20 protein-coding genes are annotated in these 18,017 nt (G+C 66.4%); 3 read left to right on the top strand and 17 right to left on the bottom strand.

Annotated elements, in window-relative coordinates; translation table 11 throughout:
• Nucleotides 1–550: 550 nt before the first annotated feature.
• The 15 genes from DXK21_RS15030 to DXK21_RS14960 are packed head-to-tail and all read right to left on the bottom strand — an operon-like array spanning nt 551 to nt 12,926.
• Complete coding sequence (locus DXK21_RS15030) at nt 551–1,090, bottom strand: NADPH-dependent FMN reductase (RefSeq protein WP_114818587.1); 540 nt, start codon at nt 1,088–1,090, stop codon at nt 551–553.
• Nucleotide 1,091: 1 nt separating this feature from the next.
• Entirely contained in the window at nt 1,092–2,129 is a 1,038-nt protein-coding gene (gene dmpG, locus DXK21_RS15025; protein WP_114818586.1) for a 4-hydroxy-2-oxovalerate aldolase, read from the bottom strand.
• A complete protein-coding gene (locus DXK21_RS15020) occupies nt 2,126–3,064 on the bottom strand; it encodes an acetaldehyde dehydrogenase (acetylating) (protein ID WP_114818585.1) in 939 nt (312 codons plus the stop codon). Before DXK21_RS15020 ends, dmpG begins: the two co-directional genes overlap by 4 nt.
• Before the next feature lie 2 nt (nt 3,065–3,066).
• Complete coding sequence (locus DXK21_RS15015; protein ID WP_114818584.1) at nt 3,067–3,849, bottom strand: 2-keto-4-pentenoate hydratase; 783 nt, start codon at nt 3,847–3,849, stop codon at nt 3,067–3,069.
• Complete coding sequence (locus DXK21_RS15010) at nt 3,849–4,382, bottom strand: 3-hydroxyanthranilate 3,4-dioxygenase (protein WP_114818583.1); 534 nt, start codon at nt 4,380–4,382, stop codon at nt 3,849–3,851. Before DXK21_RS15010 ends, DXK21_RS15015 begins: the two co-directional genes overlap by 1 nt.
• Nucleotides 4,383–4,398: 16 nt before the next feature.
• Entirely contained in the window at nt 4,399–4,860 is a 462-nt protein-coding gene (locus DXK21_RS15005; protein ID WP_114818582.1) for a RidA family protein, read from the bottom strand.
• Entirely contained in the window at nt 4,857–5,636 is a 780-nt protein-coding gene (locus DXK21_RS15000) for a 2-keto-4-pentenoate hydratase (RefSeq protein ID WP_114818581.1), read from the bottom strand. The genes DXK21_RS15005 and DXK21_RS15000 overlap by 4 nt, the downstream gene beginning before the upstream one ends.
• Nucleotides 5,637–5,650: 14 nt before the next feature.
• Entirely contained in the window at nt 5,651–7,129 is a 1,479-nt protein-coding gene (locus DXK21_RS14995; protein WP_114818580.1) for a 2-hydroxymuconic semialdehyde dehydrogenase, read from the bottom strand.
• A complete protein-coding gene (locus DXK21_RS14990) occupies nt 7,126–7,953 on the bottom strand; it encodes an alpha/beta fold hydrolase (protein ID WP_114818579.1) in 828 nt (275 codons plus the stop codon). The genes DXK21_RS14995 and DXK21_RS14990 overlap by 4 nt, the downstream gene beginning before the upstream one ends.
• On the bottom strand, nt 7,953–8,702 hold the full coding sequence (locus tag DXK21_RS14985; RefSeq protein ID WP_211306056.1) for an ABC transporter ATP-binding protein: 750 nt from the start codon (nt 8,700–8,702) through the stop codon (nt 7,953–7,955). The genes DXK21_RS14990 and DXK21_RS14985 overlap by 1 nt, the downstream gene beginning before the upstream one ends.
• Nucleotides 8,699–9,454 (bottom strand): ABC transporter permease, encoded by a 756-nt coding sequence (locus DXK21_RS14980; protein ID WP_211306055.1) that lies wholly within the window; start codon nt 9,452–9,454, stop codon nt 8,699–8,701. The genes DXK21_RS14985 and DXK21_RS14980 overlap by 4 nt, the downstream gene beginning before the upstream one ends.
• Nucleotides 9,451–10,008 carry a VOC family protein gene (locus tag DXK21_RS14975; protein WP_114818577.1) on the bottom strand — a complete coding sequence of 186 codons (558 nt, stop codon included), beginning with the start codon at nt 10,006–10,008 and terminating at the stop codon, nt 9,451–9,453. Before DXK21_RS14975 ends, DXK21_RS14980 begins: the two co-directional genes overlap by 4 nt.
• Nucleotides 10,005–11,045, bottom strand: a complete 1,041-nt coding sequence (locus DXK21_RS14970) for an ABC transporter substrate-binding protein (protein WP_114818576.1) — start codon at nt 11,043–11,045, stop codon at nt 10,005–10,007. The genes DXK21_RS14975 and DXK21_RS14970 overlap by 4 nt, the downstream gene beginning before the upstream one ends.
• Nucleotides 11,045–12,094: a fumarylacetoacetate hydrolase family protein gene (locus DXK21_RS14965; protein WP_114818575.1), complete on the bottom strand. Its 1,050-nt coding sequence runs from the start codon at nt 12,092–12,094 to the stop codon at nt 11,045–11,047. Before DXK21_RS14965 ends, DXK21_RS14970 begins: the two co-directional genes overlap by 1 nt.
• Before the next feature lie 4 nt (nt 12,095–12,098).
• Complete coding sequence (locus DXK21_RS14960) at nt 12,099–12,926, bottom strand: sulfite exporter TauE/SafE family protein (RefSeq protein ID WP_211306054.1); 828 nt, start codon at nt 12,924–12,926, stop codon at nt 12,099–12,101.
• A gap of 188 nt (nt 12,927–13,114) precedes the next feature.
• On the opposite strand from DXK21_RS14960, the gene DXK21_RS14955 reads away from it, so the two are divergent.
• Together DXK21_RS14955 and DXK21_RS14950 are read left to right on the top strand one after the other, a co-directional pair.
• Nucleotides 13,115–13,918, top strand: a complete 804-nt coding sequence (locus DXK21_RS14955) for an aspartate dehydrogenase (RefSeq protein WP_114818588.1) — start codon at nt 13,115–13,117, stop codon at nt 13,916–13,918.
• Between the two features lie 60 nt (nt 13,919–13,978).
• Entirely contained in the window at nt 13,979–14,425 is a 447-nt protein-coding gene (locus tag DXK21_RS14950; protein WP_114818574.1) for a VOC family protein, read from the top strand.
• 82 nt (nt 14,426–14,507) lie between these two features.
• Here the strand turns inward: DXK21_RS14950 and DXK21_RS14945 are convergent, their stop codons facing one another.
• Entirely contained in the window at nt 14,508–15,500 is a 993-nt protein-coding gene (locus tag DXK21_RS14945; protein ID WP_114818573.1) for an amidohydrolase family protein, read from the bottom strand.
• Between the two features lie 186 nt (nt 15,501–15,686).
• Between DXK21_RS14945 and DXK21_RS14940 the strand changes: the two genes are divergently transcribed.
• Nucleotides 15,687–16,640 (top strand): LysR family transcriptional regulator, encoded by a 954-nt coding sequence (locus tag DXK21_RS14940; protein WP_114818572.1) that lies wholly within the window; start codon nt 15,687–15,689, stop codon nt 16,638–16,640.
• Here DXK21_RS14940 and DXK21_RS14935 read toward each other — a convergent pair.
• The coding region (locus tag DXK21_RS14935; RefSeq protein WP_211306053.1) for an amino acid permease at nt 16,630–18,017 on the bottom strand (1,388 nt) is incomplete at its 5' end. The two genes, DXK21_RS14940 and DXK21_RS14935, sit on opposite strands and share 11 nt — an antisense overlap.

Below are 18,017 nucleotides of genomic sequence, written 5' to 3'. Positions count from 1 at the left end.
TTCTCTTTCCAGATCAACGATTTCAAAGACCAGGACCGGAACAAACCAGCCAAACCGTTTAGCGCCCGTTCGCGGCGGAGGCGGTGTTTACCGCCCCTGATTTTCCGTGTCAAGCAGTTCTTTTTAAAGAACTTTCTCTCAACACTCCCGAACCCGAAGGCCCGGCGGAGGCGGCTATCTAAGGAAAGCCAAACTCCAAGTCAACCGAACCAACTAACCTTTCTGAAGACCTAAACGCCGAAGCTTTCAGAGCCGCAGAAGACCGACAGGAAAAGCGAAGAAGCCTCCCGCACCGGCAAATCAGCGATTTAATCGAAGCGCGGAACCTAGCTGAAACAACCAAAGGAAGCAAGAAGTTTTTCAACCCTTGCCCCACCAAAACTTCGAAAACCTAGTCTCCGAAGCCCCGTGGGCCAGCCCGTCTCCGAGCGAGCGGCGTCTATACGGACCACCCATCGAGTCCACAACCCTCGAATGACAAATTCGCGAACTATCTCAACGAACCCGAGTCCCAGAACAGTGAAGCCCGCCGTCTGAAGCGCAGCACCCTTCAACCGCAGGCGTCGCGCAGGTCACGGACGCCGTCCAGGATGAAGCCCAGGGTAGGCTCGTGGCATAGCCGCCCATCCACGACCTTCTCGGCGACCATTCCGATCACGATCTGCCGGCGGATCACCAGGCGGGAGCATGTGGCGATGAAGGTCTCGTTGAGCTGCTGCTGGGCGCGAACGCCGCCGAGAGCCGAAGGCGACGACGTCAAAGTCAGCACCGGCTTGTCTCGCAGGCAACTGCTCGTGCCTGGTCGAGACAGCCAGTCCAACGCGTTTTTCAACACCCCGCTCATGCCGTGGTTGTATTCGGGAGAGATCACCACGAGCCCGTCCGCTGTGGCGATGTCGCGGCGCAGGGCGGCGACCGTTGCGGGCGCATCCTTGCCATCGAGGTCGTCATTAAAGAGCGGGATATCCTCCAGCGATCGCACCTCCAGGCGCATGTCGCCCGGCAAGGCGTCACGAAGCGTCGTCAGTATGGCGGTGCTGTAGGCCTCTCGGCGCAGACTGCCGGACAGGCCGATCAGGGAGAGCGACATGTCAGGCTGCGGCTGCAGACGCTCGCGCCATGTCCAGCGCCACGTCCATAATCATGTCTTCCTGCCCGCCGACCATCTTGCGCCGGCCCAGCTCAACCAGGATGGCCCGCGTGTCGAGCCCATGCTCGGCGGCGGCCTTTTCGGCATGGCGCAGGAAGCTGGAATAGACCCCGGCATAGCCGAGCGTGAGGGTCTCGCGGTCAACGCGCACGGGTCGGTCCTGAAGCGGTCGGACCAGGTCCTCGGCCGCATCCATCAGCGCATAGAGATCGCAGCCGTGGTTCCAGCCTTGCACCTCGGCCGCCGCGATGAAGACTTCGAGCGGAGCGTTGCCGGCGCCGGCGCCCATGCCGGCCAGCGACGCGTCAACGCGGATCGCCCCGCCCTGCACCGCAACGATGCTGTTGGCCACGCCGAGCGACAGGTTGTGATGGGCGTGCACCCCGCGCTGCGTTTCGGGCTTTAGCACCCGATCATAGGCCGCCAGGCGCGCGGCATATTGATCCATCGTCATCGCGCCCCCGCTGTCGGTGACATAGACGCAGTGCGCGCCATAGGTCTCCATCAGCTTGGCCTGCTGCGCCAGGGGCTCGGGTTCGGACATGTGGCTCATCATCAGGAAGCCGGACACGTCCATGCCCAGGTCGCGGGCGGCTTCGATATGCTGCCTGGCCACATCGGCCTCGGTGCAGTGGGTGGCGATGCGCACCGAGCGCACGCCCAGATCATAGGCGCGTTTCAGGTCATGCACGGTCCCAATGCCGGGAAGAAGCAAGGTGGTGAGCACGCTGTGTTCGAGAACGTCAGCGACTGCGCCGATCCACTCCCAGTCGGTATGGGCGCCGAAGCCGTAGTTGAAGCTGGAGCCCTGCAGTCCGTCGCCATGGGCGACCTCGATCGCATCGACCTTGGCGCGATCCAGGGCGCGGGCGATGGCCTGGACATGGTCGAGGCCGTACTGGTGGCGGATGGCGTGCATCCCGTCCCGCAGGGTCACGTCCTCAATGTACAGCTTGGTGGCGGTGGGATCGAAGGTCACGTAGCGATCCTTTCGGCGATCTTCTCGGCGGTCTTGAGCGCCGCCGAGGTCATGATGTCGAGATTGCCGGCATAGGCCGGCAGGTAGTGGGCCGCGCCTTCGACCTCGAGAAAGACGCTGACCTTCAGCCCGGTGAACTCGCCGCCCATTTCGGGAATGCGCAGAGGCTCGTTGTCGCCGATGGCCTCGAACTGCACCGCCTGTTTGAGGCGATAGCCGGGCACATAGGTCTGGACCTCGGCCACCATGGCCTCGACCGAGCGGCGGATCGCCTCGCGGTCGCCGTCGTCGCAAAGGCAATAGACGGTGTCGCGCATGATCAGCGGCGGTTCGGCGGGGTTGAGGACGATGATCGCCTTGCCGCGCGTCGCGCCGCCCACCTGGACGATGGCCTGGCTGGTGGTCTCGGTGAACTCGTCGATGTTGGCGCGCGTGCCGGGACCGGCGCTCTTCGAGGCGATCGAGGCGACGATCTCGCCGTAATGCACCTTGGCGATCCGGTTCACCGCCGCGACGATGGGGATGGTCGCCTGCCCGCCGCAGGTCACCATGTTGACGTTGGGCGCATCCAGATGGGCCTCGCCGTTGACCGGCGGGATCACATAGGGGCCGATCGCCGCCGGGGTCAGGTCGATGACCCGCTTGCCGTGCGCCGTCAGCACCTCGCTGTGTCGCCTGTGCGCGCCCGCCGAGGTGGCGTCGAAGACAATGGCGATGTCGACGAAGCCGGGCAGAGCGACCAGGCCGTCCAACCCCTCGGCGGTGACCGGCACGCCCAGGCGTTCGGCGCGCTTCAGGCCATCGGATTCGGGATCGATGCCGACGAAAGCCGCCATCTCCAGCGTGTCGGACAGGCGCATGATCTTGATCATCAGATCCGTGCCGATATTGCCCGAGCCAATGATGGCGACCTTGGTTTTGGGTTTGGAGGTCATCGTCAGCCCTCGCCATAGGTGAAGCGGACGTCGCCGAGGCCGTCGATGGCAGCGACCACATGATCGCCGGGGGTCAGCGCGACCATCGGGCCCAGAGCCCCCGCCAAGAGGATATCGCCCGCCTTCAGCGGTTCGTCGCGCTCGGCCAGGGTTCGCGCCAGCCAGGCGGCGGCATTGAGCGGATTGCCCAGCGCCGCCGCGCCGACGCCGGTCGACACGACCACGCCGTTGACGCTCATCGCCATCGCCGCCCCTTCGAGGTCCAGCCCGGCCAGCGGCGTCGTCGCCTCGGCCAGGACGAAGAAAGCGGAAGACCCATTGTCGGCGACCGTGTCGGCGAAGGTGATCTTCCAGTCCGCGATCCGGCTGTCGACGATCTCGATGGCGGCGTGAACGCTGGCGACCGCCGCCGCGACCTGTTCCACGCTCATTTCAGGATCAGGCAGGTCGGCGCCGAGGACAAAGGCGATCTCCGCCTCGGCCTTGGGCTGGATCGTCCGCTCAGGATCAAGGCGGCCGCCGTCGGCGATCCGCATGTCGTCGAAGAGGACGCCGAAGTCAGGCTGGTCGACCCCGAGCTGGACCTGGACCGCCTTGGCCGTCAGTCCCGCCTTGCGCCCGACGATCCGCCGGCCCTGGCTTTCCCAGAAGCGGGTGTTGATCGTCTGCACCGTATAGGCGCCGACCGCGTCGGTCGGGTCCAGAACATCGCGCAAGGGGGCGACGGCCTCCCCCGCATAGGCGTCGCGCAGCCGACGCGCAGCGGTTTCATAGGCATCTGACATCAGGCCGGAGCCCTATGCTTGCCGGGATGCACCGTCCCGCACTGGCCGCAGGTGCGCAGGTCCTCGCTGGCGTAGAAGGCTGCGAACAGGGGCGGCAGGTCGCGCACGATGCTCTTCAGCTGCACCTCGACGCGGTGAACGATCTCGCCGCAGTCGTCGCAATACCACTGGAAGGCGTCGGTCTCGCCTTCCGGCCGCTTGCGCTCGATCACCAGCCCGACGCTGCCCTCGACGGGGCGCTGCGGCGAGTGCGGGACGTTCGGCGGCAACAGGAAGATGTCGCCTTCGCGGATCGCCATGTCCTTGGGACCGTCCTCGGTCCACAGACGCAGGTTCATGTCGCCTTCCAGCTGATAGAAGAACTCCTCCAGCGGATCGACGTGGTAGTCGGTGCGCTGGTTGGGCCCGCCGACGACGGTGACGATGAAGTCAGCGTCTTCCCAGATCTGGGCGTTGCCGACGGGCGGCTTCAGCTGCTCGCGATGATCGGCGATCCACTGACGGAAGTTGAAGGGCGGGCCATAGGTCAGCATGGGCTTTGTCCTGGGATCACAGGTCGGCGCGCGGGATGAAGGCGGTCGCCTTGATCTCGATCAGCAGATGCGGGTGGGGAAGCTGGTGAACGGCGACGGTCGTGCGCGCCGGTCCAGATTCGTCGAAATACTCGGCGTAGACGGCGTTGTAGCCGCCGAAGTCATTCATGTTCACGAGGAAGCTGGTGACATCGACGACGTCAGCGAGGGAGCCCCCGGCATCGGTCAGGATGGCCCCGATGTTGTCGATCACCGCGCGGGTCTGTTCGGCGATGTCGAGGCTGACGACGCCGAATTCGTCCGCCGAGGCGCCGGCGAAGCTGTTGTCTGGCCGCCGCGAACTGGTGCCCGAGACGAAAACGAAATCGCCGGCGCGGCGGTAATGGGGAAAGCGGCCGCGCGGGCGCGCCTTGCCTGGGATGACGCGTCCTTCCCCGTTCTTGGCCCCGTTCTTGGCCTCGTTCTTGGCACCGCTCATGTCGCGCCGCCTACGATGGTGAAGCCGACCTGGCCGAGAGGTCCGGCGTCGAGCGAGACCGCACGCGCTGAACCGATGGCCGCCGCCGCCGTCGCCCCACCCAGCATCACGGTCCAACCGGGCTGCAGCGTCAGCCCCGCCGCCCCCGCCAGCCGCGCCGCCGCGACCAGAGAGCAGATCGGATCACCGAGGATGGCCGCGCTCGTCCCGGTCTCAGCGACGGCGCCGTCGACGCTCATCACCATAGGCACGTCGGCGACGTCGGTATCGGCGGGCAGCCAGGCCCCCACGACAAAGGCCGAGGACGAGGCGTTGTCGGCCACAACATCTCCGAGCGCGAAGCGGAAGTTCTCATAGCGACTGTCGATGATCTCCAGCGCCGGGGCGACGGCGTCAATCGCGGCGAAAGCCTCTTCACGGGTGATCTCGCCCGTGAGCGGCGCCTTCAGCCGCACCGCGACCTCGGGTTCGACGCGCGGGTGGATGAAGCGGGCGCGGTCGACCACGCCCCCGTTGGCCACCACCATGTCCGACGTCAGCCGCCCCCAGATCTGATCCTTCAGGCCCATCTGCGCCATCTTGGCTTCGCTGGTGAAGCCCATCTTGACCCCGACCAGGGTCGCGCCCCGCGCCAGGCGATGGTCGATCACCACACGCTGGATGTCATAGGCGTCGCTCAGCGCGAGTTCGCCTTCCTGCCCGGTGATCTGCGGGATCGCCTGGGCGTCGCGCGCGGCGGCGTCCAGTCTTGCGGCGATTGTCGCGATGTCGGTCATGTCGTCCCCTCCCCCTAGAGTTTGACGCAGATATTGGTCGGTTCGGAATAGAAGCTCAGCGAAGCCTCGCCGCCCTCGCGTCCGATGCCCGACAGTTTCATGCCGCCGAACGGCGTGCGCAGGTCGCGCAGGAACCATTCATTGACCCAGACGATGCCGGTCTCCATCTGCCCCGCCACGCGGTGGGCGCGCCCCACGTCGCGCGTCCAGATCGCCGCCGCCAGACCATAGTCGCTGTCGTTGGCCAGCTCGATCGCCTCGGCTTCGCTGTCGAAGGGGGCGATGTGACAGACGGGGCCGAAGATCTCTTCGCGCACGCAGCGAGCGTCGTGACCCAGGCCGGTCAGGATGGTGGGCTGGACAAAGGCGCCCTGATCCAGGTCGCTGCCGAATGAGGGCACGCCGCCGCCAGTGACCACCGTGGCGCCTTCTTCTCGCGCCAGATCGTAGTAGCCCAGCACCTTGTCGCGGTGGCCGTGCGAGATCAGCGGCCCCATGTCGGCGCCCGACCAGGGATCGCCGATGGTCAGGGCCTCGGCGCGCTCGGCCAGGGCCTTGACGAAGCGGTCGAAGATCGGCCGCTCGACATAGATGCGCTCGGTGCACAGGCAGACCTGGCCGCAGTTGGAGAAGACCGAGCGCACCGTGCCCGCAATGGCTTCGTCGAAGTCGCAATCGGCGAAGACCAGGGCGGCGTTCTTGCCGCCCAGCTCGAACGAGACCGGCTTCACCCCCGCCGCCGCGACCCGCATGATGGCGCCGCCCGTGGCCGACTCTCCGGTAAAGGTAATGGCGTCGATGTCGGGGTTGGCGGTCAGCCATTCGCCAGTCGAGGCGGCGCCGAAGCCGTGGACCAGGTTGAACACCCCCGGCGGCACGCCCGCGGCGTCCATCACCTCGGCCAGGAGGGTCGCGGTCGAGGGGGTTTCCTCGCTCGGCTTTACCACCACCACATTGCCGCAGGCCAGGGCCGGCGCGACCTTCCACGTCATCAGCAGCAGCGGCAGGTTCCACGGCGAGATGATCGCCACCACCCCCAGCGGACGCGCCACGGCATAGTTGATGGCGCTGCGCCCATCAGGAAGATCGGTGCGGAAGCTGGGCATGGCGCGCGCCTCGGCCAGCGCGGCGAAGGCGCGGAAGTTGGCGGCGCCGCGCGGAATGTCGATCGTGCGCGCCTGATGCAGCGACTTGCCGGTGTCGGCGATCTCGGCCGCCGCGAAGTCGTCGAAGCGCGCCTCAATCCCTTCGGCGACGCGAACCAGAAGCTTGCAACGCTCGGCCTGGGACATCCTGCCCCACGGCCCCTTCAGCGCGCGACGGCCCGCCGCCACCGCCCGGTCGACCAGGGCCTGATCGGCCTGCGACACACGCGCCGCGACCGTCCCAGTCACCGGGTTTACGTTGTCGAAGAACCCGTCGCCCTCGACAAAGGCGCCGTCGACATAGTTCAGAATGTCGCGCTGCGCGAAGGGATAGGCTGCGTTGTTCATGCCTGACCTCCGACCCGCACATAGCCGGCGGTGTTGCTGTGCGCCGCGCCGCTCTTGCCGACATGCCCGGCCATCTGGAGCAGCGACAAGAGGGTGTCGTTGAACTGCGTCGGCGCCTCGACGAAGACCGAATGGCCCACGTCATTGACCTCGACCAGGAAGGACCCCGCCACCTCCTCCTGCACCAGCCGCACCGCCTCAATCGGGAAGATCACGTCCTCGGTCCCGCACAGGAACAGGATGGGATAGCCCTTGTCGGCCAGGTCCGCTGCGGGGCGCGCCGCGAACTGGCCCGTCAGGTTGTGTCGGTCCACGGCGTTGAAGCTGGCGATCTGGCGATAGAGCATGGCCAGGTCGCTGGGCGCCTTGGCGCCCAGCACGCGGTCGATCTGATCCATGGCGGCGGTCTTCATGCGAGCCGCGTCCATGATCGCCTTCACCGCAGGGCTTTCGACGACGCCGTGCAGGCTGTCGCAGATGGCCAGGGCCGCGACCCTTTCGGGCGTCTGATGGGCGAAACCGATGCAGGTCCCCGCCCCCATCGACTGACCGACCAGCGCCACCCGGTCCTCGCCCAGATGATCCAGCAGGGCGACCAGATCCTCGACAAAGGCGTCGCGCCCCCGTCCGTCCAGATCGCGCGACAGGCCAAAGCCGCGATGATCGAACAGGATGACCCGGTTCGACCGCGCCAGACTGTCGATCTGGCCGTACCAGAGGGCGTGATTACCGCCGATGCCATGCGCCAGCACCACCGCCGGGCCCGCGCCGTGCGTCTGGTAATAGATTTCAGCGCCGGCGGTCTTCACGATCCCGCTTTCCATCACGCTACTCCCATTAATTTGCTGAGCCGAACGACGTAGTCGCCGAAGGCCGGATCTTCTCGCGTGACGCTGGGGTCGCGTGGACGCGGCAGGTCGATACGAACATCCTCGATGATCGTGCCGGGCCGTTCCGACATCACCAGCACCCGATCCGACAGCAACACGGCTTCGGAAATGCTGTGCGTGACCAGGACCACCGTCTTGCGGTCGCGCTGCCACAGACGCAGCAGCTCCATGTTGAGCCGGTCCCGCGTCAGGGCGTCCAGGGCGCCGAAGGGTTCGTCCATCAGCAGGATTTGCGGATTACGCGCCAGCGCCTGGCCTATGGCTACACGGTGCCGCAACCCGCCTGACAGCTGGTGCGGATAGCTGGCCTCGAAGCCTGTCAGGCCCAGGGTCTCGACCAGTTCGGCAAGCGCCGCCTCGTCCAGCCGCTGCGACGCGGCGTCAAGATTGATCCCGAGCAACAGATTGTCGCGTACATTGAGCCAGGGCAGCAGGTTCGACGTCTGGAAGACAAAGCCCATCGTCGCCGAGGGCCCGGTCACGGCCTCTCCGTTGACCTGGATGGCGCCCTCCTCGAACGGGATGAGGCCGGCGATGAGGCGCAGCAGGGTGCTCTTGCCGCAGCCCGACGGGCCGAGAACCGAGACGAATTCTGCGGCGCCGATGTCGGCGGTGACACCATCGAGCACCTTACGGCCGTCGAACGCCTTGCCGACGCCGGTGATGGAGATTTCCGCGCTCATGCCGCACGCCACCAGATGAAGCGTTCCCAATAGGCGACGCCGTAGAAGAGCAGCAGCGACAGGACCGTCACCGCGAACAGGGCCGCAAAGGTCAGGGTCGTGTGGCCCGAACCCGACGCCGTCAGGATCAGATTGCCCAAGCCGTCGTTCGAGCCGACGAACTCGCCGACCACCGCGCCGATGACCGCCAGCGGCATGGCCACCTTGCAGCCGTCGAGAAAGCTGGGCAGGGCCGCCGGCAGGCGCAGCCGCCAGAAGGTCTGCAGCGGCGTGGCGCGCAGGGCGCGGAAATGTTCCTCGAGGTGCGCCGGGGTGCTGGCCAGCCCGCCCAGCGTCGAAATGATGATCGGGAAGAAGGCGAACAGGAAGGCCATGATCAGCTTCGACGTCAGCCCATAGCCGAACCAGACGACGATCAGGGGCGCCAGACCGATCTTGGGAATGCTCTGCAAGGCGACGAACAGCGGATAGACGGTGCGTTTGGCCGTGCGCGAGAAATAGATCAGGGCCGCGATCGGCACGCCCAGCACCACCGCGATGATGAAGCCCCAGAAGACCTCAGTCAGCGTCACCAGGCTTTGCGCCAGGATCGGCCCGCGCGACTGCCAGAGCTCGGCCAGGATCGCGCTGGGCGGCGGCAGCAGATAGGCCTGAACGCCCGACCAGCGGACGCCGTATTCCCACGCCAGCCCCAGCAGCAGGAAGAAGGCCGCGCTGATCGCCGTGTCGCGGTTGAACAGGGCGCGGGTCACGCCTCGCCCTCCTTGTCCAGCAGGGCCTGGATGCGGGCCGGCGGCGGCACGAGGAAGCGTTCAAGATTCCAGCGATCGAAGGTCGCCATCTGCTTTCCGTCCCACACCGACGGGGCATAGGGATGCTCGGCGTCGATCTGGGTCATGTCGGTATAGAACTCGACGTTGTTGCCGTCGGGATCGCGGAAGACGAGGAAGCTGTTGGCGCCCGGTCCGTGCTTGCCGATACCCCGGTCGATCGGCACGCCGCGCGCCGTCAGCATGGCCGCGACCTTCTCCAGCTCCTCGAGGGTCTCCAAGCGATACGAGAAGTGCTCGACCGCCGGATAATGGCCTTCGGGCGCGTCCGAATGGCCGGGCGGCAGTTGCAGCAGGGCCAGGTCATGGTGGTCGTGGCCGGCGCGCAGGAAGACCATCTGATGGTCGATCCAGTCTGACACCTCCAGGCCCATGACCTCGGTGTAGAAGGCCAGCGAACGGTCGATGTCGCGCACCTTCAGGACCAGGTGCCCGAGCCGCGTCGGACGCGGACGATAGGCTGCGGGATCGATCACGGCTGTTTCCCCGTCGGAACGAAGGCGTTGGTGAAGAGCGTCTCGGTCGCGTCGAACCCCTGAAGCTGGCCGCTGGCCTGCAAGGTCGTGACGGTGCGCTGGATCTTCTCGGGCTTCAGCCGGTGCGACCCGCCCTCGGCCGCCATCAGGGCGGCGGTCTCGCGGATCTGCCGCTCGGTCACGGCCTCGTCGAGCAAGGGATAGTGCTTGCGAATGATGGTCAGCGCCCCCTGGGGATCGCGCGCCGCCTCGGCGTAGCCGCGATAGGCGGCGTGGGTGAAGGCCCGCACTAATTCAGGGTCGCTTTCGATCAGGGCGTCGCGCGTCGCCAGGCCGCTGCCATAAACGTCCAGCCCGAAATCGGCATAGGCGATCCGGCCGATGCTGACGCCCTTGGCCTTGGCCGCCTTGTCGAACAGGGCCATCGAATTGCCGAGCCAGCATTCCGCGGCGTCGATCCGTCCTTCGACCAGCGAGGAGACGACGATGGCCGGGTCAAGCTGGATCTGCTCGACGCTGGCCGGGTCGACGCCATTGCCCTGAAGCCAGGCCGGCATCAGGGCCTGAATGGCCGAGGACTGACCGGCGCCGAACCGTAGTCCAGCCAGGTCGGCAGGCCTCTTGATCGCATGCCGCTCCTTGACGAAGCAGGCACCGGCCGGGAGCTGCATATTGATGCCGCCGATCATCCGCACGGCGCCGCCCTTTGATCGGTTGAGCGCGACCGACAGGGGGTCCAGGTAGGCGAACTCGAACATCCCCTGGTCGAGTTCGTTGGCGGTCCGCATGCCGCCGAAGCCGCGCACGGGTTCGACGTTCAGCCCGGCGTCGGCGAAATAGCCCTTGTCGATGGCGACGAAGATTCCCGCCATGCTGCCTTGCGGCAGCCAGGCCATGTTGAACTGGACGGTGCGCGCGTCTTCGCGCTTGGCCGCCTTCGGCGCATTTCCGCCGACCACGCTCCACAGCGTCAGTCCGGCGATCGCGGCCACGATCACGACGGGTACGAGCAGCGCGCGGCGAGCAAGGATCGCCATCACGCACTCTCCCGGGGCAGGTGCGGCGCCGAGACCGGATTGATCAGCTCGCCGATCCCCTCGACCCAGGCGCGCATCACGTCGCCGTCCTTCAGGAAGACGCCGCGCCCCATGCCGACCCCGGCCGGGGTGCCCGAGGCGATCACGTCGCCGGCGCGCATTTCGAGGATCGTCGAGAGATAGGCGATCTGCTCATGGATGTTGAAGATCATCTCGGACGTATTGCCGTCCTGCATCGAGACCTCGTTGACGTCGAGGCCCAGACGGATGGCGTGCGGATCGCCGAGACAGTCGCGCGGCACAAAGACGGGGCCGAGCGGTGTGAAGGTGTCAAAGCTCTTGCCGCGGAACCAGTCGTGCGAGAACGGGAAGTCGGTCCGCCGGGTGCGGTCGCGCGCCGAGACGTCGTTGACGATGGTGTAGCCCGCGATCAGGTCGTGCGCCTCGCCCACGGCGACGTTCTTGCCAGCGCGGCCCAGCACCACGCCCAGCTCGACCTCCCAGTCGGGGCGCGACACCTGCGGCGGCACGACGACGGTCTCGTCGGGGCCGACCACGCTCTCGACCGTCTTGAGGAAGATATAGGGTTCGCTGTCGGCCTTGGCCGCCAGCTTGGTCTGCATCTCGGCGGCGTGTTCGATGAAGTTGGACGCCGCGCCGAAGATGCGACGGGGCTCGAACGGCGTCAGCAGCCTGGGCGCCGCCAGCGCCTGCCCCGAGGCGCCGGCAAGGGCGCGGGCCAGACCGAACAGCCCCTCGCGCCGCGCCTCCCAGTCACGGGTGATGGCCGTGACATCGTCCGCTACCGCTGCAAATCCATGCGCGGCGGCGGCGTCGTGCAGGTCGTGGAAGGCGTCACCCACCTTGATCGTCGGGCGCGGGCCGTCGGGACCGGCGCGGGTGGCCAGGGCAAACCAGGTCATTGATCGATCAACCTCTTGAAAGGAGAAGGCCGGCTGCGGCGCGAGGCCGCCCAGGGCGACGCCAGCGCCGATCCCTGCGATCGTGACGCGGCGGGTCCAGCGGGCGGGGTTGGGGACATCGGACATGGCATCAGCCAAAGGCCCGGATCAGCATCCGCGCCGACACCACGGCGAGGAACAGGCCGAACAGGATGCTCAGATGCCGCTTCGACAGGGCATGGGCGAGGCGCGCGCCCCAGGGGGCGGCGAAGAAGGACACCGGCGCAATGATCGCCAGACCGATCAGATTGACGTAGCCCAGGCTGCCCGTCGGCAGGCCGGGAACGTTCCAGCCGGTGACGATGAAGGCGATGGTGGCCGGGACGCTGATCAACAGGCCGAACAGCGCCGCAGTCCCGACCGCACGATGAATGGGGAAGTTGAACAGGGTCATGGTGGGGACGCTCAGCGTGCCGCCGCCGATGCCCATCATGCTGGAGAAGCCGCCGATGGCGAACGGCAGCAACTGCCCGCCCGGCCCGCTGAGGATGGCCTCGGCGATATGCCTGCCCTCCAGCGGCAACAGCATCTTGATCGCCACCAGCAGGGCGACGACGCCGAACACAGCCGACAGAACATCCCCCGTGACCCGCGAGGCGATCAGCACCCCGGCGATGGCGCCCAGGAAGATGGCGACGCCCCAACGCTTCAACTGAGCCATGTCCACCGCGCCCTTGGCGTGATGCGCGCGGGACGAGGAAATCGCAGTCGGGATGATGGTGGCCAGGGAGGTCGCGACCGCAACATGCATCCGCACCGCGGGCTCAACGCCCATCGACGCCAGCACCAGGTCGAGCACCGGGACAATGACGATGCCGCCGCCTACCCCGAGCAGCCCGGCCAGAAGGCCGCCCACGGCGCCGGTCAGCAGCATCATCGCCGCCAGCGTCAGCAGGTCCTGGTTGATGGCGTCGTGCACCCGGCTCCCCCCGAAAGTCAGTCATGACTTGTGCGGGTTGGCGGATATGCGGTCAAAGATAGAAAATCGGCCTATATATAATCAAAAATATATACCCAGGCAGTCGCGGCTACCTATGGCCTTTCCGAGATAGCCAATCGGCCAAAGGGTATAATCCTATATAGCCACGGCGCTTTAGCGTGGCCGGCATGATCAAGGTAGGCATAGCCGGGTTCGGCACCATCGGCCGCGTGGTCGCGCGCCATATCGAAGCCAGCGAACTGCCGCTGAGGCTGGCGGCGGTGTCCGCCGGCGACCGGGGTCGCGCCGAGGCAGCGATGGCGCAACTGCGAACGCCCATCCCCATCCTCGACACCGCCGCGCTGGTCGCCGCGTCCGACGTCATCGTCGACAGCGCCCCGACCGCGGCCTTCCGCGACATCGCCGAAACGACGCTGCGGGCCGGCAAGACCCTGGTGACGGTGAGCGGCGCGGCCTTGATGCAGTGGCCCGAGGCGGTCGATCTGGCGCGCGCCCATAACGGACGCATCATCCTGGCCACCGGCGCCCTGCTGGGACTGGACGCGGTGCGCGCCGCCGCCATCGGGACCATCCATTCCGTGACCATGGTGACGCGCAAGCCGGTCAAGTCCCTGGTCAAGGCCGAGCACGTCGTGCGCAACAAGATCGACCTGTCCGGCCTTACCGCCCCCCTCAAGATCTTCGAGGGCAGTGCGCGCGAGGGCGCCATCGCCTTCCCCGCCAATGTGAACGTTGCGGCTGCGCTGGGGATGGCGGGCGTCGGTCCCGACCGAACCCGGCTCGAGATCTGGGCCGACCCCATGCTGGAGCGCAATACGCACCGGATCGTGGTCGACGCCGACAGCGCGCGGCTGGAGCTCGCCATCGAAAATGTGCCGACCGACGAGAACCCCGGCACGGGCCGGATCACCGCGCTCAGCCTCGTCGCCGCGCTTCAGGACCTGGTCAGCCCCATCCGTATCGGAACCTGATTTTTCCCAACCCGGCCGCTGACCGCCAGCGGCCATCCCCATCCTGGAAAGGCCCGCCCCATGACGACCCGCCTGCGCCACGTCGCGATCGCATCCGCCGACCCTGACACTTCGGTCGGCTTCTTCACCGACGTTCTCGGCTGGACCCTGGCCGGCAAGATCGATAGCCGCAATGCGCGCGGCTATTACGTCACCGACGGCCACATCAACATCGCCCTGCTCTGCTTCAAGAACCGCCCCGCCGCCGGCATGGAGTTCCCGGAAGGCTATACCGGACTGCACCACATCGGCTTCCAGTGCGACGACATCAACGCCATCGTCGAGCGCTTCGAGAACTCCGGCTTCGCGCCGCGCCACGACGTCAACCTGGCCCAAGGCCTCGGCAAGAACCCGGCCAAGGACAACGCCGAGTACAAGATGACCGGGCCTGAAAACGTCATGGTCGACGTTTCCGAACGCGGCTGGGCCGGCACCGAAAGCTACAAGGGCAGCCCCGCCCCGGCGTGAAAATCCGCCTCGGCCTCGTATAGGAAAAACCCGCCGGAGCAGCGCTCCGGCGGGTTTTCTAATCTGCTGTTCTGAAGCCCGATCAGAGGTTCAGAAACGCCTTCGCATTGCCGCTCAGGATCTTGGCCTTCTGCGCGCCCGACAGGCCCTCATGTCCAAGGACCAAAGACCCGATGTCCTGCTCGCCCAGCGGGAAGGGATGGTCCGAGCCGAGCAGGACGCGATCCTCGCCCATGACATCGATCAGCAGGCTGAGCGCGCGCGGATCAAACACGGCTGAATCGACGAAGAAGCGGTCGACATAGGTCGAGGGCGGATGAGGGCAGTCGGCGCGAACGATGTCGCGATATTTCCAGGCGTTTTCGACGCGGCCCAGCAGGAAGGCGAAGCTGCCGCCGCCGTGGCCGAAACAGATGCGTAAGGATTTCGGCAGGCGCTCGAACGCCCCCGACAGGATCAGCGACAGGATCGACAGCTGCGTCTCCGCCGGCATGGCCACCAGCCAGGGCAGCATATACTTGGGCATGCGCTCGCGCGCCATCATGTCCCAGGGATGGATCAGCACCGCCGCCCCGACCTCGGCGCAGTGGGTGAGGAAGGTCAGCAGGCCTTCGTCGTCGAGGTTGCGCATCCCCATGTGGTTGCCGATCTGGACGCCCAGGTGCCCCGTCGCCATGGCGCGGCTGACCTCGGCGCAGGCCATGTCGATGTCCTGCAACGGCACCTGGGCCAAGGGCTTCATCCGTTGCGGCGCGTATCCGCAAAAGGCCAGCGCCTCATCATTGAAACGCTGCGCCAGGTCGCGCGCCTCCGCAGCCGGGCGTCCGTAACCGAACATGATCGGCGTGGCGCACAGGATCTGCAAGTCGATGCCCTGGGCGTCCAGCGCCTCGACGCGCCGCGCCGGGTCCCACAGGACGTCATCGACCGGGCGAAACTCTGTCCCGCCCTGCATGATGAAGCCCTTGCCGCCGCCCGTATCGCGAATCCACGGCAGCCCCTCGACCTCCGCCCGCGCGCGATAGGCCGCGTCCATCGCAGGGAAAAAATGGCTGTGCATGTCGATGACAGCCATGTTTTTTGAAGCCTCTATCGTCATGACTTTCGTCGCATCCCTGCCATCCATCATCCCCACAGCCGATTCAGGCGCGGGGGGCCATGAGGTTGAGTAGCGGGGGGCGGCTATCAACAATAATCCCGAGACTTGCCCCGGCTATTACAAAACAGCTATACCGCTTCCAAAGCGGCCTGGGGACGCATCATGCCCAAATTCCACGAGAACTTCCTGTTGGGGCGGCTGAAGCTGCGCCAGTTGCGCCTGCTGACGGCGATCGCAGACGAGGGCACCGTCCTCAAGGGATCGCAGGCGTTGAACATCGCCCAGCCCGCCGCGACCAAGAGCATCAAGGAGCTGGAAGACGCCCTGGGCGTCCAGTTGTTCGATCGATCCTCCCGCGGCGTGACCCCGACGGATTTCGGCAAGGTGCTGATCAAGCACGCCAAGCTGATCCTGACCCAGCTGCGCCATGCGGGCGAAGAACTGCAATCGCTTGAGGAAGGGCTTTCGGGCCGCGTCCATGTCGGCACCCTACTGGCTGCCTCGACCTCGCTGCTGCCGCGCGCCCTGGCGCGGCTGCGGGAACAGCGTCCGGGGATCGCGGTCACGGTGGCTGAAGGGACGATCGACCGGCTGATGCCCGGCCTGCGCACCGGCGACATCGACATTGTTCTCGGCCGCCTGCCCGAGTATCGCGAGCGCGAAGGCTTGAAGCAGGACGTCCTCTACCTCGACACCGTGTCCATCATGGTGCGCGCCGGCCATCCCCTGACCCAGCGCGCGTCACTGACGCTCGCCGACCTTGTCGACCAGGCTTGGGTGATGCCGCCGCAACAGACCTCGTTGCGTCGCCAGATCGACCACGCCTTCCGTCACGAAGGACTCGAGCCGCCGCACGACACGATCGAATCCGTGTCGATCCTGACCAACCACGGCCTGTTGATGAACACCGACATGATCGCCGCCATGCCGCACCTCGTCGGCGCCGGCCAGGCCGGGCTGGCGATCCTGCCGGTCGCGCTCGAAGGCGCCAGTTCGCGGATCGGCGCGACGACCCACGCCCATGTCGAACTGTCCGCCGCCGCCCGCTACTTCATGGACATCATCCACGAGGTAGCGGCTGAGATCCGCGACGAACTGGGACAGGCTAGGCCTTAGAGGCCGACTTCCGCGACACGCGCTTCCAGATGAAATAGGCCGCCGTAACGACCACCAGCCACGGCACGCCGGCGATCAGCGCCGTCTGCCAGAAGTCAGTATCGAGCGCCATCGTCACCGTGATCGCGGCCAGCAGCACCAGCCCCAGGATCTGGGCATAGGGGAAGAAGGGCATCCGCACCGGCAGATCGACGCCCTTGTGGCGGCGGCGGAAACGCAGATGGCTGGCCAGGATGGTGCTCCACACCAGCAGCCCGCCGAACAGCACAATCCCGAACAGGTAGTTGTAGGCGAGCGGCGTCAGGGCCGAGACCGAGGCCGCGGCCAGGATGCCCACGCCAGTGACCAGCGTCGCCCGCATCGGCGCCTTCTGCGCATTGAGCTGGCCCAGGGCGCGCGGCGCATAGCCCCCGCGCGCCAGAGAAAAGAGCATCCGCGAGCCCAGATAGATGCTGGTGTTCATCGCCGACAGCGCCGCCGAGGCGACGACGAAGTTCATGATGCCCGCCGCATAGGGAATGCCCGCGCTGGCGAACATTTTCACGAACGGGCTTTCGGTCACCACCTTGGCCCCGGACTCGGTCCACGGAATGAAGGCGACGATAATGAACAGCGCCAGGATGTAGAAGAGGAACAGCCGCCCCGCCATCGTGCGCAGCGCCGCCGGGATCGCCGTCTTCGGATCCTTGGCCTCGCTGGCGGTGCCGACGACGAACTCCAGCCCCATGAAGGAAAACAGCGCCATCAGCACGGCCATCCACACGCCGGAGAAACCGTTGGGCAGGAAGCCGCCCGGCAGGCCCGTGACGTTGTGCAGGCCGATGGGGGCGGCGCCGGTCAGGCCGAAGATCTGGCTCAGGCCGACGAGGATGAAGCCGACGATGGCCGAGACCTTGATCACCGTCAGCCAGTATTCGACCGTGCCGAAATTATGCACCGCGCGCGTGTTCACCCAGACGACAATGCCGGCGCTGCCCAGCGCCCACATCCACACCGGCGTGCCGGGGAACCACCATCGCATATAGATGCCGACCGCGATCGCCTCGCTGCCGATCAGCAGCACCTGCTGGATCCAGTAGGTGTAGCGCACGATGAAGCCCATCAGCGGCCCGAGGTAGATTTCGGCATAGGTGCCGAACGATCCCGCGGTCGGATGGACCACGGCCATTTCCGACAGGCTGAACACCATGATCACCGCGATCAGCGCGGCGATGACATAGCTGACCAGCACGCCGGGACCAGCGTAGCCGATGGCGATCCCCGAGCCCATGAACAGGCCGGTGCCGATCGCGCCGCCCAGGCCGATCATGACGATCTGCGCCTTGACGTGCCCCTGAGAATTTCCTCCACGCGGAGCTAGAGTCCGGCCCTTGAAAG

The sequence above is a fragment of the Brevundimonas bullata genome, from assembly GCF_003350205.1.
In the GTDB taxonomy this organism is placed as follows: domain Bacteria; phylum Pseudomonadota; class Alphaproteobacteria; order Caulobacterales; family Caulobacteraceae; genus Brevundimonas; species Brevundimonas bullata.
This window is presented reverse-complemented; position numbering and strand designations above follow the sequence as displayed.

Bases quoted from the DNA above. Each gene is read 5' to 3' on its own strand.
- DXK21_RS15005 (WP_114818582.1), bottom strand. From the start codon at position 4,860: ATGAGCGGTGCCAAGAACGAGGCCAAGAACGGGGCCAAGAACGGGGAA.
- DXK21_RS14995 (WP_114818580.1), bottom strand. From the start codon at position 7,129: ATGAACAACGCAGCCTATCCCTTCGCGCAGCGCGACATTCTGAACTAT.
- DXK21_RS15015 (WP_114818584.1), bottom strand. From the start codon at position 3,849: ATGTCAGATGCCTATGAAACCGCTGCGCGTCGGCTGCGCGACGCCTAT.
- DXK21_RS15020 (WP_114818585.1), bottom strand. From the start codon at position 3,064: ATGACCTCCAAACCCAAAACCAAGGTCGCCATCATTGGCTCGGGCAAT.
- DXK21_RS14940 (WP_114818572.1), top strand. From the start codon at position 15,687: ATGCCCAAATTCCACGAGAACTTCCTGTTGGGGCGGCTGAAGCTGCGC.
- DXK21_RS15010 (WP_114818583.1), bottom strand. From the start codon at position 4,382: ATGCTGACCTATGGCCCGCCCTTCAACTTCCGTCAGTGGATCGCCGAT.
- DXK21_RS15000 (WP_114818581.1), bottom strand. From the start codon at position 5,636: ATGACCGACATCGCGACAATCGCCGCAAGACTGGACGCCGCCGCGCGC.
- DXK21_RS15030 (WP_114818587.1), bottom strand. From the start codon at position 1,090: ATGTCGCTCTCCCTGATCGGCCTGTCCGGCAGTCTGCGCCGAGAGGCC.
- DXK21_RS14950 (WP_114818574.1), top strand. From the start codon at position 13,979: ATGACGACCCGCCTGCGCCACGTCGCGATCGCATCCGCCGACCCTGAC.
- DXK21_RS14990 (WP_114818579.1), bottom strand. From the start codon at position 7,953: ATGGAAAGCGGGATCGTGAAGACCGCCGGCGCTGAAATCTATTACCAG.
- DXK21_RS14985 (WP_211306056.1), bottom strand. From the start codon at position 8,702: ATGAGCGCGGAAATCTCCATCACCGGCGTCGGCAAGGCGTTCGACGGC.
- DXK21_RS14965 (WP_114818575.1), bottom strand. From the start codon at position 12,094: ATGTCCGATGTCCCCAACCCCGCCCGCTGGACCCGCCGCGTCACGATC.
- DXK21_RS14970 (WP_114818576.1), bottom strand. From the start codon at position 11,045: ATGGCGATCCTTGCTCGCCGCGCGCTGCTCGTACCCGTCGTGATCGTG.
- DXK21_RS14955 (WP_114818588.1), top strand. From the start codon at position 13,115: ATGATCAAGGTAGGCATAGCCGGGTTCGGCACCATCGGCCGCGTGGTC.
- DXK21_RS14945 (WP_114818573.1), bottom strand. From the start codon at position 15,500: ATGGCTGTCATCGACATGCACAGCCATTTTTTCCCTGCGATGGACGCG.